This window comes from Nitrosomonas communis (assembly GCF_900114745.1).
GTDB classification, from domain to species: domain Bacteria; phylum Pseudomonadota; class Gammaproteobacteria; order Burkholderiales; family Nitrosomonadaceae; genus Nitrosomonas; species Nitrosomonas communis_A.
In genome coordinates this window covers 1-15,595 of the sequence record NZ_FOUB01000072.1, presented here as the reverse complement: position 1 = coordinate 15,595, position 15,595 = coordinate 1, and the positions used below count along the sequence as shown (strand labels likewise).

The 15,595-nt window shown below is 39.0% G+C and carries 17 protein-coding genes and 1 tRNA gene; 15 read left to right on the top strand and 3 right to left on the bottom strand.

What is annotated here, in order from left to right:
* The first annotated feature begins 105 nt into the window (after positions 1 to 105).
* The 13 genes from BM122_RS17510 to BM122_RS25435 all read left to right on the top strand — a co-directional run bounded on the left by BM122_RS17510 (position 106) and on the right by BM122_RS25435 (position 11,955).
* Entirely contained in the window at positions 106 to 786 is a 681-nt protein-coding gene (locus BM122_RS17510) for a NapC/NirT family cytochrome c (RefSeq protein ID WP_074906849.1), read from the top strand.
* Positions 787 to 973: 187 nt separating this feature from the next.
* Positions 974 to 2,884, top strand: a complete 1,911-nt coding sequence (gene thrS / locus BM122_RS17505; RefSeq protein ID WP_074906848.1) for a threonine--tRNA ligase — start codon at positions 974 to 976, stop codon at positions 2,882 to 2,884.
* 24 nt (positions 2,885 to 2,908) lie between these two features.
* A complete protein-coding gene (gene infC, locus BM122_RS17500; RefSeq protein ID WP_074906847.1) occupies positions 2,909 to 3,454 on the top strand; it encodes a translation initiation factor IF-3 in 546 nt (181 codons plus the stop codon).
* Positions 3,455 to 3,648: 194 nt separating this feature from the next.
* The gene (rpmI, locus tag BM122_RS17495; protein ID WP_046848847.1) at positions 3,649 to 3,846 is read left to right on the top strand and encodes a 50S ribosomal protein L35; all 198 of its coding nucleotides are present in this window, start codon (positions 3,649 to 3,651) and stop codon (positions 3,844 to 3,846) included.
* An 11-nt stretch (positions 3,847 to 3,857) separates the two neighbouring features.
* Entirely contained in the window at positions 3,858 to 4,217 is a 360-nt protein-coding gene (gene rplT, locus BM122_RS17490; protein WP_046848846.1) for a 50S ribosomal protein L20, read from the top strand.
* Positions 4,218 to 4,304: 87 nt separating this feature from the next.
* Complete coding sequence (gene pheS / locus BM122_RS17485; RefSeq protein ID WP_074906846.1) at positions 4,305 to 5,324, top strand: phenylalanine--tRNA ligase subunit alpha; 1,020 nt, start codon at positions 4,305 to 4,307, stop codon at positions 5,322 to 5,324.
* Between the two features lie 48 nt (positions 5,325 to 5,372).
* On the top strand, positions 5,373 to 7,751 hold the full coding sequence (pheT, locus tag BM122_RS17480; protein ID WP_074906845.1) for a phenylalanine--tRNA ligase subunit beta: 2,379 nt from the start codon (positions 5,373 to 5,375) through the stop codon (positions 7,749 to 7,751).
* Positions 7,752 to 8,021: 270 nt separating this feature from the next.
* A complete protein-coding gene (locus BM122_RS17475) occupies positions 8,022 to 8,330 on the top strand; it encodes an integration host factor subunit alpha (RefSeq protein WP_074667896.1) in 309 nt (102 codons plus the stop codon).
* Between the two features lie 411 nt (positions 8,331 to 8,741).
* Positions 8,742 to 8,818 (top strand) — tRNA-Pro (locus tag BM122_RS17470).
* A gap of 174 nt (positions 8,819 to 8,992) precedes the next feature.
* Positions 8,993 to 9,742, top strand: coding sequence for a 5'/3'-nucleotidase SurE (gene surE, locus BM122_RS17465; RefSeq protein WP_074906844.1), 750 nt, complete (start codon positions 8,993 to 8,995; stop codon positions 9,740 to 9,742).
* Between the two features lie 39 nt (positions 9,743 to 9,781).
* Entirely contained in the window at positions 9,782 to 10,444 is a 663-nt protein-coding gene (locus BM122_RS17460; RefSeq protein WP_074906843.1) for a protein-L-isoaspartate(D-aspartate) O-methyltransferase, read from the top strand.
* 78 nt (positions 10,445 to 10,522) lie between these two features.
* The gene (locus BM122_RS21835) at positions 10,523 to 11,728 is read left to right on the top strand and encodes a peptidoglycan DD-metalloendopeptidase family protein (protein WP_083398575.1); all 1,206 of its coding nucleotides are present in this window, start codon (positions 10,523 to 10,525) and stop codon (positions 11,726 to 11,728) included.
* Between the two features lie 98 nt (positions 11,729 to 11,826).
* Positions 11,827 to 11,955 (top strand): hypothetical protein, encoded by a 129-nt coding sequence (locus BM122_RS25435; RefSeq protein WP_256212173.1) that lies wholly within the window; start codon positions 11,827 to 11,829, stop codon positions 11,953 to 11,955.
* A gap of 131 nt (positions 11,956 to 12,086) precedes the next feature.
* Here the strand turns inward: BM122_RS25435 and BM122_RS25430 are convergent, their stop codons facing one another.
* Entirely contained in the window at positions 12,087 to 12,281 is a 195-nt protein-coding gene (locus BM122_RS25430; protein WP_256212176.1) for a hypothetical protein, read from the bottom strand.
* On the opposite strand from BM122_RS25430, the gene BM122_RS25425 reads away from it, so the two are divergent.
* Positions 12,219 to 12,371 carry a transposase gene (locus BM122_RS25425; RefSeq protein ID WP_256212172.1) on the top strand — a complete coding sequence of 51 codons (153 nt, stop codon included), beginning with the start codon at positions 12,219 to 12,221 and terminating at the stop codon, positions 12,369 to 12,371. The two genes, BM122_RS25430 and BM122_RS25425, sit on opposite strands and share 63 nt — an antisense overlap.
* Positions 12,334 to 12,672, top strand: a complete 339-nt coding sequence (locus BM122_RS25420; RefSeq protein ID WP_256212171.1) for a transposase — start codon at positions 12,334 to 12,336, stop codon at positions 12,670 to 12,672. The genes BM122_RS25425 and BM122_RS25420 overlap by 38 nt, the downstream gene beginning before the upstream one ends.
* A gap of 648 nt (positions 12,673 to 13,320) precedes the next feature.
* On the opposite strand, the gene BM122_RS17440 is transcribed toward BM122_RS25420, so the two are convergent.
* Both BM122_RS17440 and BM122_RS17435 read right to left on the bottom strand, forming a co-directional pair.
* Entirely contained in the window at positions 13,321 to 14,118 is a 798-nt protein-coding gene (locus BM122_RS17440; protein ID WP_074906842.1) for an HAD family hydrolase, read from the bottom strand.
* A complete protein-coding gene (locus BM122_RS17435; protein WP_256212170.1) occupies positions 14,115 to 15,116 on the bottom strand; it encodes an L-threonylcarbamoyladenylate synthase in 1,002 nt (333 codons plus the stop codon). The genes BM122_RS17440 and BM122_RS17435 overlap by 4 nt, the downstream gene beginning before the upstream one ends.
* Positions 15,117 to 15,595 lie beyond the last annotated feature (479 nt).

Here is a 15,595-nt window from a genome sequence, read left to right as displayed (position 1 = left end):
GTTTGTGGGTGAGCCTAAATTCAAGTATCACGATGAATTCCAGGCCAATGCCAAAGAAGGTGAAAAAGGAAAAGAAGAGTAAAACTGTAAAAAAGGAAAAGAATAATGACCGCACTACAAAAAGGATCAATTGGCAGCCTGCTGATTGGCGGATTGCTGGGAATAGTATTGGTGGCCGTCGTATTCGGAGGGGAAGCAGCGCTTTCCACAGAAGAATTCTGTACGAGCTGCCACTCTATGAGTTATCCGCAAGAAGAATTGAAGCAATCCTCACACTATGGCGCATTAGGTGTTAATCCTGGCTGCAAGGATTGTCATATTCCGCAAGGTATTGAGAACTTCCATTTGGCAGTGGCCACTCATATTGTGGATGGTGCGCGAGAGCTCTACCTTGAACTGGTTAATGACTATTCTACACTGGAAAAATTTAATGAGCGTCGGCTCATCATGGCGCATGATGCGCGCATGAATCTCAAGAAATGGGATAGCATCACCTGCAGAACCTGTCATAAAGATCCACAACCCCCCGGAGAAAGCGCTCAGGCTGAGCACAAGAAAATGGAAACTGAGGGGGCGACCTGTATCGATTGCCATCAGAATCTAGTGCATGCAGAAGCTCCGATGACGGATTTGAATGCAAGTCGAGCTGCTGGCAAGATGGTGTTGAAGCCAGAAGAAGACGAGGAGGAGGTTGAGGATGAAGACGACGAAGAAGAGGGAAATAGTGAAGAAGCTAAAGAAAATGCTTCCGAAGAAGACTCCGATGATGATGATGATGATGATTAATTAAGTCTGATCCCGGAGAGGTTAAAAGTTTAGCTCCTTTTGTTTCTAGTGAAACCCGCGTTGAGATGAGAGCTGCGCGGGTTTCTTTATTTAAGTCATAAAAATAGAGCGAATGGTTTAAGTAGTTATTACTTTACTCAGAGTAAAAATACATTACTTGAATTACTTAACTAGAGGGAAAAAATTAGTGACTGTTATACGTTTGCCAGATGGTTCAAAAAAGACATTTAATCGTCCAGTGACTGTATTAGAAATTGCAGAATTGATAGGTACAGGTCTTGCTCGCTCAGCATTAGCAGGAAAAGTTAATGATAAATTGGTTGATTTGTCTTATCTTATCGAAACAGATAGCAATCTAACTGTTATTACTGAGAAGAATACTGAAGGTTTAGAGATCATAAGGCATTCGTGTGCGCATTTGTTAGCACAAGCTGTTAAGGAATTGTTTCCTGAGGCGCAGGTGACCATTGGTCCTGTCATAGAGGATGGCTTTTATTATGATTTTTCATATAAACGCCCATTTACACCAGAGGATCTCAATGAAATAGAAAAAAGAATGGTAGATATTAGCAAGCGGGATTTAAAAATTGAACGAAAGGAATGGGATCGTTCTGCTGCAATAAATTTTTTCAAGAATCAAGGGGAGCATTATAAAGCTCAAATAATTGAATCGATTCCTGAAGAACAAACCATTTCACTTTATTCACAAGGTGGTTTTACTGATTTATGTCGTGGACCGCATGTGCCATCTACATCCAAGCTCAAAGTTTTCAAATTAATGAAAGTAGCGGGCGCGTATTGGAGGGGTGATTCTCATAATGAAATGCTGCAAAGGATATATGGTACAGCATGGATAAAAAAAGATGATCAGGAAGCATATTTACAACGTTTAGAAGAAGCCGAAAAGCGTGATCATCGGAAACTGGGTAGACAATTAGATCTGTTTCATATGCAAGAAGAAGCGCCTGGAATGATTTTTTGGCATCCCAAAGGCTGGGTTCTTTGGCAACAGATCGAGCAATATATGCGGCAAATACTGAACCAAAATGGCTATTTGGAGATTCGTACCCCGCAGGTTCTTGAAAGACTGTTATGGGAGCGCTCGGGTCACTGGGAAAATTTCCGTGAAAATATGTTTATTACAGAAGCTGAAGAGCGATATTTCGCTATCAAACCCATGAATTGCCCTGGACATGTGCAGGTATTCAATCAAGGTCTCAAAAGTTACAGAGACTTGCCTCTACGACTTGCGGAATTTGGTTCTTGTCACCGGAATGAAGCATCCGGGGCTTTACACGGTCTCATGCGCGTTCGAGCCTTTACTCAAGATGATGCGCATATTTTTTGCGCAGAGGAGCATGTGCAGGATGAAGTTATACAATTTATTGATTTGTTACAGCGTGTCTATAAAGATTTCGGTTTTCATGAAGTATTAGTTAAACTATCTACTCGCCCGCAGAAAAGAGTGGGGACAGAAGAACAGTGGGATAAAGCAGAAATGGCGCTAAGTTCTGCATTAAATCTGAAACAGCTTGATTGGGAATTACAACCAGGAGAAGGCGCTTTTTATGGCCCTAAAATTGAGTTTTCCTTGAAAGATAGCATTGGGCGGTTCTGGCAATGCGGCACTTTGCAATTAGATTTTTCGATGCCAAATAGACTGGGTGCAATTTATGTTTCTGAAGATAATTCGAAAAAAACTCCAGTGATGCTGCACCGTGCAATTTTAGGTTCCTTAGAGCGATTTATCGGCATTCTTATTGAAAATCATGCAGGTGCACTTCCGCTTTGGCTTTCTCCTGTTCAGGCGGTCGTTCTAAATATTTCAAAGAGTCAGATAGATTATGCTCAGAGTGTAGTAAAAGAACTCAAGCATCATGATATTCGCGCAGATTCGGACTTGAGAAATGAAAAAATAAACTATAAAATTCGGGAGCATAGTTTACAGAAATTACCTTATCAAATCATTGTGGGTGATACTGAAGTAAGGGATAATATGGTTTCCGTACGTGGGAGATCAAATATTGATTTAGGTCAGATGTCTCTACAGGCATTGATTGATCGTCTAAAAGTAGAAATCTCAGAAAAGATAAATTAATAAATTCTTATATAGCTTGGAGGAATTGCCATAAGCCAGGAAAAACATGTACGTATAAATGAGGAAATTAATGCCCCGGAAGTACGGTTAATCGGTTTAGATGGAGAGCAAATTGGTGTTGTTACCCTTTCTATTGCAAATGTTTTAGCAGAAGAGAAAGGCGTGGATTTAGTTGAAATCGCACCGGGAGCTCAGCCACCAGTATGCCGTTTGATGGATTATGGGAAATTTTGCTATCAAGAAAGTAAAAAGAGACATGAAGCAAAGCTCAAACAAAAGCAGATCCAAATCAAAGAAATTAAATTTCGGCCAAATACTGATGAGGGTGACTACAACATCAAATTACGTAATTTGATTAATTTCCTGAATGAGGGTGATAAAGTTAAAGTTACTCTAAGATTTAGAGGTCGGGAAATGGCACACCAAGAGTTTGGTATTCGTCTTTTGGAACGAGTAAAAGATGATCTTCAGCAACATGCTGTAGTAGAACAATTTCCCAGGTTAGAGGGCAGGCAAATGGTAATGGTATTATCACCCAAAAAGAAAGAAGTAAAAAAAGAAAAGAAGTAAATCGACGAGATTAATATAAAAGAATAAAGTTTCAACAGCAGTAATATCTATGTGAGCATGCTAATCATTAAATTATGTAATTGGATTAGTATATTAATTTGGAGTATTGATAAAAATAAGTGATTATAGGTTCCAAAGTTTTCTAATGAATAGAAACACCTTGAATCATATAAATAAAATAGAGGAGTTAAGCTATGCCTAAAATGAAGACCAAGAAAAGTGCCGCTAAGCGCTTTAAAGTGCGAGCTGGTGGCACCATTAAACGATCCCAAGCATTCAAACGGCATATTCTAACCAAGAAAACGACTAAAAACAAAAGACAATTGCGTGGAACTGCTGGTGTTCATCCAAGGGATATAGCATCTGTGCGTGCTATGTTACCTTACGCATAAGGAGGTTTGCGATGCCAAGAGTGAAACGTGGTGTAACAGCTCATGCGCGCCATAAAAAAATACTTAAACTGGCTAAGGGATATCGAGGCCGACGTAAAAATGTTTATAGAATAGCCAAAGAAGCGGTAATGAAAGCGGGTCAATATGCATACCGCGATCGCCGTCAACGAAAACGCCAATTTCGTGTTTTATGGATTGCTCGTATTAATGCAGCAGCACGTGAGCATGGGCTATCATATAGTAATTTTATGAATGGTATAAAAAAGGCTGGTATCGAGCTGGATAGAAAAGTGCTGGCAGATCTTGCTGTATTTGATAAAGCTGCTTTTGAGAAGATAGTAGAAAGGGCCAAAATAAACCTGGCATCATAATTTATTTGAAAATAATAAGTTAAGGGAGATCAAGGGATAAGGAACTTGATCTCCCTTTTTCTTGCATGATTTTATGTATTACGTTTTATGAAAAACCTTGAAAATCTTGTAAATGAAGCAGTAATTCTTATAGATAGATCAGAGAACGCAACTGAACTCGAGCACATAAAGGTTCGCTATCTGGGGAAGGACGGAGAGCTCACTAAATTACTTCGAGGGCTAGGAGAGTTGCCACAAGCAGATCGTCCTGTCATGGGCAATTTGATTAACCAAGCTAAAAAATCATTAGATGAAGCGCTAGCGCTACGCAAAAAAATTATTGAAGAAAAGGATATGATAGCGCAACTAGAAGGAGAAACATTAGATGTGACGTTGCCAGGACGCGGATTAGTTGTGGGGAGTTTACATCCAGTGTCGCGAGTCTTGTTGCGTATTGAGTCTCTATTTCACTCAATTGGCTTTGCTGTCGCATCTGGCCCAGAAATTGAGACTGATTTTTATAATTTTACTGCGCTTAATATTCCAGAAAATCATCCAGCTCGTGCAATGCACGATACTTTTTATGTGGACGGTATGAATTTATTGCGTACCCATACCTCGCCAGTGCAAATCCGTTATATGAAAAATCATCAGCCCCCTCTAAAAGCTATTGCACCAGGGCGAGTTTATCGCTGTGATTCTGATGTAACGCATACCCCCATGTTTCATCAGGTAGAAGGACTATGGGTGGACGAGAACGTGAATTTCTCAGCTTTGAAAGGCGTATTGATAGATTTTATGCAAAAATTTTTCGAGCGTGATGATTTACCGATACGCTTTCGGCCTTCGTTCTTCCCATTCACAGAACCCTCTGCAGAAATGGACATTGGTTGTGTCATATGTGATGGAAAAGGCTGTAGAGTATGTGGTAATACAGGTTGGTTAGAGGTACTCGGTTGTGGCATGGTACATCCGAATGTTTTGAAGCATGGGGGGATAGATACTGAAAAATATACCGCATTGGCCTTTGGTTTAGGAGTAGAAAGGTTAGCAATGCTACGATACGGCGTAAATGATTTGCGGCTATTTTTTGATAATGATTTACGTTTTCTAGAGCAATTTAATTAAAAAAATAAATTTTCTCGTTAAAACCCCCCTTATTAGTAAACTATTGTCATGAGATTTTCAGAGAATTGGCTTCGTACGCTTGTAAACCCACCCTATTCGAGTAATGAGTTGGCGCAAGTTCTAACTATGGCTGGACTAGAGGTGGAAAGTATGGAAGCAGTAGCGCCACCTTTCGATAACGTGGTTGTGGCTGAAGTAGTATCTATACAAAAGCATCCTGATGCAGATCGACTTAATGTGTGCCAAGTTGATACTGGAACAGCCGACAATAAACTCATACAAGTCGTATGCGGTGCGCCCAATGTTGAGGTTGGAGTGAAAGTACCATGTGCCTTAATAGGCGCTCATTTGTCAGATATTGTAATCAAACAAAGTAAATTACGTGGTGTGGAATCTTTTGGTATGTTGTGTTCTGCAAAAGAACTAGGATTAACTGAAAAAGCAGAAGGTTTACTTTTGCTACCTAAGGATGCACCAAATGGCATGAATTTTAGGGAATTTTATGCATTGGATGATCAAATTTTTACGCTTAAGCTTACACCTAATCGAGCAGATTGCCTTGGGATATTAGGTGTGGCGCGAGAGGTGGCAGCAATTACTGCCACAGATTTTGTTCCTCCAGAAATTGAATCAGTTAAGAGCGAAATCAATAATACTCTATCAGTGTATGTAGAAAAGCCTGAGGCATGCCCACTTTATTATGGAAGAGTGATGCATGAAGTATCTCTTGCTGTAGCGACGCCTTCTTGGATGACTCAACGTTTGGAGCGAGGCGGAATACGTGCGATTAATGTAATAGTAGATATTCTTAATTATATAATGCTGGAAATGGGTCAACCCATGCATGCATTTGATTTGGCAAAAATTGAAGGTGGGCAAGCAGGAAAAATTTGGGTGCGTTATGCAAAAAAAAGTGAGCATCTAAAATTGCTAAATGGACAAAAAATCGAGCTGCAGCCGGATATGCTTGTCATTGCGGATGAGAATGAACCTTTGGCATTAGCAGGAATTATGGGTGGAATTCAAAGTGGCGTCCAACTGGGAACAACGGATTTATTTTTAGAAAGTGCATTTTTTTCTCCCGAAGTGATAAGCGGCAAATCATTTCACTTAGGATTCAGTTCAGATTCTGCACATCGGTTTGAAAGAGGCGTAGATTTTGCTGCAACTCGAGACGCCTTGGAGCGAGCTACTAATTTAATTCTGAGTATATGTGGCGGTAAAGCTGGTCCTATAACTGAGGTTAAAAATTTGTTACCAAACCGTGACGTTGTTAAGGTTCGTCTGGAGCGTATAAAACAGTTGCTGGGAATTGATATGGAAAGCGGACAAATTTCAGAAATTTTTAAACGCTTGAGATTTAATTTTTCCGTTGATGATGATGTGTTTCATGTTATCCCGCCATCTTATCGTTTTGATTTAGCGATAGAAGAAGATTTTATTGAAGAAGTAGCACGCATATATGGGTATGATCATATCCCTGTGAGTTTACCACGTGAAGAGATGTCAATGCTTCCAGAATCTGAAGTAATTAACCTTTCTCCTAGCCGATTAAAGCAAATTTTAATATTCCGAGATTATCAGGAGGTAATTAATTACGCATTTGTCGATGCCAATTGGGAATTAGATTTTGCGAATAATGCTTCACCAGTTGTATTGAAAAATCCTATTGCTAGTCAGATGAGTGTGATGCGTAGTAGTTTAATAGGTGGACTAATTACCAATTTGCAATTTAATCTGAATCGTAAGCAAACAAGAGTTCGAATATTTGAAGTGGGTTGCTGTTTTATGAATAATCAAGGTAATTATCAGCAAACTGAGAATATTGCTGGTCTTTGTTATGGTAATGCAGTGCCAGAGCAATGGGGACAACCTGCTAGAAATATAGATTTTTTTGATGTCAAGATGGATTTAGAGTCTCTATTCTGGCCGGAACAGATAAGATTTGAAAAATTCATCCATCCAGCTTTACACCCAGGAAAATCTGCTCAAGTTTACAGGGACAATGAAATTGCAGGATGGTTAGGGGAGTTGCATCCGCGCTTGCAGAGAAAATATGATTTGCCCAGATCTGCAATATTATTTGAATTACATACTGATTCTTTATCTACGAGAACATTGCCGAAAGTTAAGAAATTTTCCAAGTTTCCCCCTGTACGACGTGATGTCGCTATCGTAGTAGCTAATCATATAAGTGCTCAGGAGTTATTAGACAGTATGAATGCAGAGAAAGCCGCCATTATTTCTGAAGTTCACTTATTTGATATTTATAGTGGAAAAGGAATGGAACCAGGCAAGAAGAGTTTGGCTTTCCGTATTCTGTTACAGGATACGGAAAAAACCTTAGTTGACAAGGAAGTAGATGAAGCAATTACAAAATTGATTAACGTATTAGAATCAAAATATAATGCTAAGCTACGCGGATAATCTTATCTTAAGTAAGATTGTGAAATACATATCTTATTGATTTAATTGTTAAAGGGCGTTCTAATGTCTTCCCTGCATGGATTTTTTATTAATTCAATATATTTATATCCATTTCTCAAGTGTGAAAAGTCTTTGATACGATAATTTTAAAAATAAAGCACTTGGATCACGTAGCTAACATATTATTTTTATAATAAATTTTATCTATGAGTTTCATAGAATCTTATTTTTGTGTACGAGCTAAAATTTGTTCATATAGGTGGGGTAAACATGGCGTTAACAAAAGCAGAATTGACTGATCTGTTGTTTGAAAATGTAGGACTCAATAAGCGGGAAGCTAAAGAAGTAGTGGAATCTTTTTATGAGGAATTACGCTTAGCTCTTCAAAAAGGGGAAGGGGTTAAGCTTTCTGGTTTTGGTAATTTTCAACTACGTACTAAACCTCAACGCCCTGGACGCAATCCCAAAACAGGTGAAGAAATTCCCATTTCAGCACGTCGTGTAGTTACTTTTCATGCCAGCCAAAAACTTAAGTCAATGGTAGAGAAAAACTATCATGGAAAAAATGAAACTAAATAGTATTTTTTTCTCCGATACCAACAAAAGATTGTTTTACAGCTTGGAGAAGTAAGCAAATTAATTGGTGGAGTTAAATCTTATACTATATTTCAATAACGGGACTGTTAACAGCATGGCTCAATTAAGTGGTGAGGAAATTGATTTATCTGTTATCCAGTATCAGGAAAAGTATAACTTATTCGACATCTGAATTATATTATGAACCTCGATTTTACTATAAATGGCACATCACTATTTGCAGTCTATATATGTAAATTTTGATATATGTGCTGAGATTTCATATTATTTAAAGGTAGAAATGTTATTCCTTAGATAGGATGCGATCAAAGATACAGGATCAATGCCTCTTTCTTGATTTGTTTCGTAAGTAATTCTAATGTTGGAGTTTGTATTTGCTATAATTTAAATCGTCGGGGCGTAGCGCAGCCTGGTAGCGTACTTGCATGGGGTGCAAGTGGTCGGAGGTTCAAATCCTCTCGCCCCGACCAGTTTAATTTATTATCATATGATGAATTAATTACTTAAATAAATAGTGTAGTGTATTCTCTTCTCATATAATTAAGCATGAATTTGGTAGGCGAGCTTATTTGAATCTCTTATGTATATTGAGAAGATTTATATAGTATTTTGGCTTCTCATTAATTTCCAGAAAGTTAATTCAAATGCGCATATTGCTCAGTAATGATGATGGGTATTTTGCGCCAGGTCTTGCGTGTCTAGCTGAAACCCTTTCAAGCATAGCTGATATAATTGTGGTAGCTCCGGAGCGTGATCGTAGTGGCGCGAGTAACTCATTAACGCTCGATCGTCCATTGAGTTTTCGCAAGTCACATAATGGTTTTTATTATGTTAATGGCACTCCGACAGATTGTGTGCATCTGGCAGTAACCGGTATGTTAGATGATTTGCCGGATATGATCATATCTGGTATTAATGATGGAGCTAATATGGGAGATGATACAATTTATTCAGGTACTGTTGCTGCTGCTACTGAGGGATTTCTCCTAGGTATACCCTCAATTGCTGTATCTCTCGTAAGTGTTTCTAGTGGTAATTTTTCAACGGCAGCAAATGTTACGTTGAATATGGTACAACAGTTCATGAAAGAAAAATTCCATGCGCCTATTCTATTAAATATCAATGTGCCTGATGTTCCACAAGAGCAATTACAAGGGTTAGATGTCACACGCTTAGGACGTCGTCACAAGGCTGAAGGGGTAATTAAAGCTCACAACCCACGAGGAAATATTGTCTATTGGGTAGGTGCCGCAGGTGCAGCGCAAGATGCCGGAGAGGGAACAGATTTTTTCTCAATTCAAAATAACCGTGTATCAGTTACTCCATTGCAAATAGATCTTACCCGATATGATCAAATAGAATATCTAAAAGATTGGTTAGGGTTATCATGCTAACTTTGTTTGTGTAGAAAAAATATGATGGGAGATTGATTTGTGAGCATGCGTCATTCTGGTATTGGCATGACATCACAGCGAACGCGGATGCGAATGGTCGAGCGTTTACGTGAACAAGGCATCACCGATGAAAGGGTGTTAACTGTAATGAACGCAATCCCTCGTCATCTTTTTGTTGAAGAAGCTCTGGCATCTAGAGCTTATGATGACGTGGCATTACCAATCAATTTTGGTCAAACAATTTCAAGTCCGTGGACTGTAGCTAGAATGACCGAGCTTCTTCGTGCAAATTCCTCTCTTGGTAAGGTTCTTGAGATAGGTACTGGCTGTGGATATCAGACTGCAGTGCTTGCTCAACTAGCGCAAGAAGTGTATTCAATTGAACGTATAGGGCCACTACTTACTCGAACACGTATCCTTCTGCGTGAGCTTAGAATTAGTAATGTTCATTTGAGACATGCGGATGGATTACTTGGTTTTCCTGAAGTAGCACCATTTGACAGTATTATGATGACAGCTGTTACCACGCAGGTGCCAGAATCACTCCTAGAGCAATTGATGATAGGCGGTAGAATAGTTTATCCGAAAGGAAGTCGAAAGCAGAATTTGTGTGTGATAGAGCATACTTCTCAGGGTTTTATTGAGACCATATTGGATGAGGTGAAGTTTGTTCCGATTTTATCTGGTGTCATTAGCAAATAAACGAAACAGGAGCATGATAGAGATGCTGGATATTATGATCAGGAAAACGCCTGTTTAGGAATTTATGGAGTTATCACAATGGCTATCTTAATAGTAAGATCGAAATTATTTACTATTTTATCTGGCGTATTATTTGCTTTTCCTTATTTTTTAATAACTGGTTGCGTTGCACCATACCCAGCTCCAGTAGTTGAGTCTCAAAGAAATTTAAATCAGACAATAGATAAAGCACATGCTAAGCAAACCTATATTATTCAAAGAGGAGATACTCTCTATGGGGTAGCACTCAGACATGGTATTGATTATAAAGAACTGGCGCAGTGGAATGGGATTGTAAATCCTAATGCACTTAAGATTGGTCAGGAAATTGATTTGTCCGTACCATCTAAGCAAAAGCTGGCTTCTCAACAGGAAAAAGTAATGCCAGAGCAAGTGGCTACGGCGCAGCCGATACTGTATTCAGTCTCTCAACCAATATTATCTTCCGAGAAAACTAAGCAATTTCCGTCATCAGCTTCACAATCTGACATGGAGGTATCAGCTAGTTCGATTATAGCGGAACCGAAAGGAATCAAATTACCCTATTCCGAAACAGCTGTGGCTCAGCTAGGAGGTTCTAATAGTATACCTACTTCACCACCTGCTAAAGCAGAGACCGCAGCAATCGCTCCAGTAACACAGAAAGCAGAACCTAAGGCAGAGACCGTAGCAATAACTTCAGCAACAGAGAAAATAGAAATAGCTTCAACAACACAAAAAGCAGAAACGGCTTCATTAACACAAAAAGCAGAACCTAAAGCAGAGACTGTAGCAATAACTCCAGCAACACAAAAAATAGCCATGGCTCCAACAACTCAGAATATTGTTGAAAATGAGAGCACTCCAAAAAGTAGTCCTCAAAAGGTAGAAGCTAACCGTAGTAATAATATTAAGTGGAGTTGGCCAGCAAACGGCCAACTGCTGAGCAGATATACTGAAAAAACCAAGGGAGTGAGTATTTCTGGTAAACCTGGTCAGCCAGTATTAGCATCTGCGGATGGAACGGTAGTCTATAGTGGGAGCGGACTACGCGGATATGGTAAATTAATTATCGTTAAGCATAATAATACTTACCTTAGTGCTTATGGGCACAATAGCAAGATTCTGGTGCGAGAAGGTGAAACTGTGACGAAAGGTCAAAAAATAGCAGAAATGGGAAATACTGATAGTGATACTGTGAAACTTCATTTTGAAATTAGAGAGCGAGGTAAGCCTGTTGATCCTCTTAAATTTCTATCTAATTAACGTGAGTTCGGGATAAGAGAAGGAGCAAAAGGAATCTGAATTCTTTATGATGAAGCAGTCTTGAAAAAAGGTTTCATCACAAGAGGAGTGAGGTTCCGATGAATACTATAGCGATTTTTTGTGCGAGTGATGACTTTTGTAAAGAGTTTGAGCCGTGCTGGGATCAGCGCTTGTCGGGAGTTATCGCTGAAACGGTGTCGGTGACCAGGGAAGCTGTGTCTAAGTGAAGTCATGACAATCATTGTGGGGTTTCATCTGTCGGGTTACCGGACATTTAAGCACTATTACTTGGGTGAGGTGTTGAGGCATCAGCGGTGCTATTTTCCAAAGTTGAGTCGGCTACTATCGTTTTGTTGAGCTATTGCAAGGTAACCTGGCGTCCTTGTGCTACTTTCTGACTAGCCGCTTTGGAAAATACAATGGAATCAGCTTCATTGATTCGACCAAGATCAGCGTATGTCACATCCGCCACATTGGGTAGCATAAAGTGATGGCAGAGTTTGCTGCCCGTGGAAAGACCAGTGTGGGTTGGTTTTATGGGTTCAAACTGCACCTGGTCATCAATAATCAGGGAGAATTGCTGGGAGTGAAAATCACGGCGGGCAATGTCGACGACCGTGATTCCCTACCGGAGTTGGCATAATACTCTTTGTTTGGGAAACTTCTTTGGTGATCGGGTTAACTCTCGCAGCCGCTCTTTGAGCAACTCCCAGAGCAGGGCGTGCAACTCGTTACCAAGGGTGCGTAAGAAGATGAAAAACAAGCTGTTGCGAGTGTTTGATAAGCTCCTGTTACGTAAACGCTCGATCATTGAGACCGTCAATAACCCATTGAAGACTATCTCGCAAATCGAGCATTCCCGCCATCGCAGCTCATTTAACTTCTTTGTTGATCTGATGGCTGGGCTAGTGGCTTATTCCATTTCTAAATCAAAAATGACATGAAGGCAAGCCGCAGACAGTATAAATAATACGGCAAGGTGAAGCCGACAAAGTCAGTTTTGATTTAGAAATGGAATTACACGTTCCGTGAGAAAAAAGCTCGCTTAATATCAGACTCCCTCAAGCTCTTCCAGCCGTGGTGTTGTGATTTTTGTGTCGAACTCACGTTATAATATCTAATTTATTCTATTGAAGTTATTGGTTCTAATGGGGAATTTTGGATTTAAACAAATGGACTGGCTGAGCAGAGCGCAATCTCTATTCTTCTATTAACTAGAGCTTGCTCAGAAAGTATAACGAATTGTTTTTACGTGAGAACATCGTAAAAATCAATTTTTAAGTATAAGGTTTTTGAATAAATTGTGCAGAAACCCTTGCACTTGATTTGAGCTCAAGCTCACCTAAGTTCGATCAATTTTTATTAAACCGCATACTGTTATTAATAATATTCTTTAGAAAACACTAGATTATAAATAATAAATTTTAAACGAAATTACAAGAAATACTTTTTGAGTAGACTCTAACTATGTATGGATTAAGATTACAAAGAGAATGCTTTTGCCAAAGATAAAGTCTATCTTCTTTTTGAAGAATCTTATAGCGTTTTTGAGATTAAGAAACTGTATTAGCTGAATTATTATCTTGCTAAAACTATAAAGCTCGCCGATCATTAGATGCTAATAAAGTGATCAAAGTCGAGACGTCAATCCATCTGTTATTGAGGTTAGCAATATCGTCTGAGATAATAGAAGGCAATTTGCCCGGTTCTCCCAGATCAGTTAAAATCATTGCTGCACCATTGAAATTTTGTGAATATGTATATTCACTTATTGTGATGATAGTTTTAACTCCTGCCGCATGAGAGGATTGTAATCCATTTTCTGAATCCTCAATTGCGATACATTGTTGAGGTGGTAGTCCAAGTTTTTGGAGTGTCCAGTAATAAATATCTGGAGCAGGTTTTTTGTGGGCAACGATATCTCCGGCACCAATAACATCAAACCAATTAAGAGATTCTTCCCCCAATGTATATTTTAATAGAGAGGTTACATTTTCTAATGTTGTGGTTGTCGCAATTCCTATTTTTATTTCTTTTTCACGCAATTCATGAATTAGTCGTGCTATACCAGGGCGCAGAGGAATATTCCCTTTTGCTAATAAATCAAGAAAATATTTGGTTTTAGTTTTATGTAATTCAGCGATCCAACTAGACAAATCACGCTTGCTTAATATGTCAGGCGCGTATTTTTCGATGTAATAGCGGATACGTTCTTTACCGCCGGTAATTCTGAGTAATTTACCATATAGTTCAGTATCCCAATACCAATCAAGTCCAAACTCTTTAAACGCAGCGTTAAAAGCAGGGCGATGTCCGTCTCGTTCAGTTTCGGCAAGAGTGCCGTCAACATCAAATAGCACTGCAGAAAGCGGGATATTATTTTTTTTCATAGATGAATTGATGTCTTATAGCTAGCACGTTGCAGACGATCAGAAATTGCTAGCCATGCTGGGTCTAGAGGAGGAGCTTCTACTAACATACAAAAAAAATCTTCTTGATCTAGTTGACGAAGTGTGGCATATAATTGATGGCCATATCCGATCGGATCAGCCGGCATTAAAAAAAGATGAGTATTTTCATTTGTAACTTGGGAAAGATGATCGGAGCCAGACCATGCAATTAGAGCAGTTCTTAACCCATTTTTGTTCAATTGCTGTGCGCGTTTTGGAATGGATTCGGTAGGCCAAACTTCGAGAGCCGTTACGGGAGCGTAATGAGAGGATAGACCACCTGGAGCCCGTAAAGTTGTATTTGGATTCCCTTTCAATTCAATTTTTTGTTTTAGTATGTCTTCAAGTGATTCTACAGGAATACCGCCGGGCCGCAAAAGAATGGCTGCTGAATTATAAAAGCTAATAATGGTGCTTTCCAAGCCAACATTACAAGGGCCTCCGTCCAAAATCATACTCACTTCATTGCCAAATTCTTCATATACGTGATTTGCCGAAGTGGGGCTTAATCTACCAAAGCGATTTGCTGAAGGTGCGGCAAGCGCTTTATTAGCACCAAGTGCTCTTAGTAGAGCAAGTGCAATTGGATGATCGGGAATGCGTAAGCCAACAGTATTTTGACCGCCCGTTACATTAAGCGGTACATGTGAGCTTCTGGGCAGGATTAGGGTAAGAGGCCCTGGCCAGAAATACTCGGCTAATAACCAGGCTGAATCCGGTATCTCAGTTGCCCAATATTCTAATAGATTTGCTTCTGCGAAATGAACTATAAGAGGATGGTTGAGAGGTCGTCCTTTTATTTCATAAATTCGATTTATCGCTGAAACATTGCTGATATCTGCTCCGAGTCCATAAACAGTCTCTGTAGGAAAGGCTACATTTTTACCAGCTTTTAAAAGAGTAACAGCCGCAGTAATTTTATCATTAAGTGAAAGCAATGATTCCCTATCATTCATACTTTAGTAAATAAAAACAATAATTCTGTGCTTCTCTTTTATCGCTAGTTTTAGAATTCTGGATTAATGAGTGCAGTAATAATGATGTCACTGCTTCATATGAACATGATAAGTAAGAGATTATTTTTTTATTATTTTCAATATTTAATGCAACAGATGCAGTCTATAGCTTCTAAGTTACCTTGTTAAATTTATTGTATATATATTGTATATAAAGAGTGCCTGCAGGTGATTAAAGTTCGCAAGGAGTATTTCATATTCTAAATGATTTTACATAATTTCAAAATTAGGAGATTAGTTTTGTCGAATTGTGTTCAAAAAGAATTCAAAAGAATGAATTTTAAATTCAGGAAGGATGATCTATCCTTTACTCAAACTATTGAAGTAGTAATAGAATTTAATTTTTTCTGAAATCCCATGCTATAAATATGGAAAAACTACTTGACTAAAATGATGAAGGT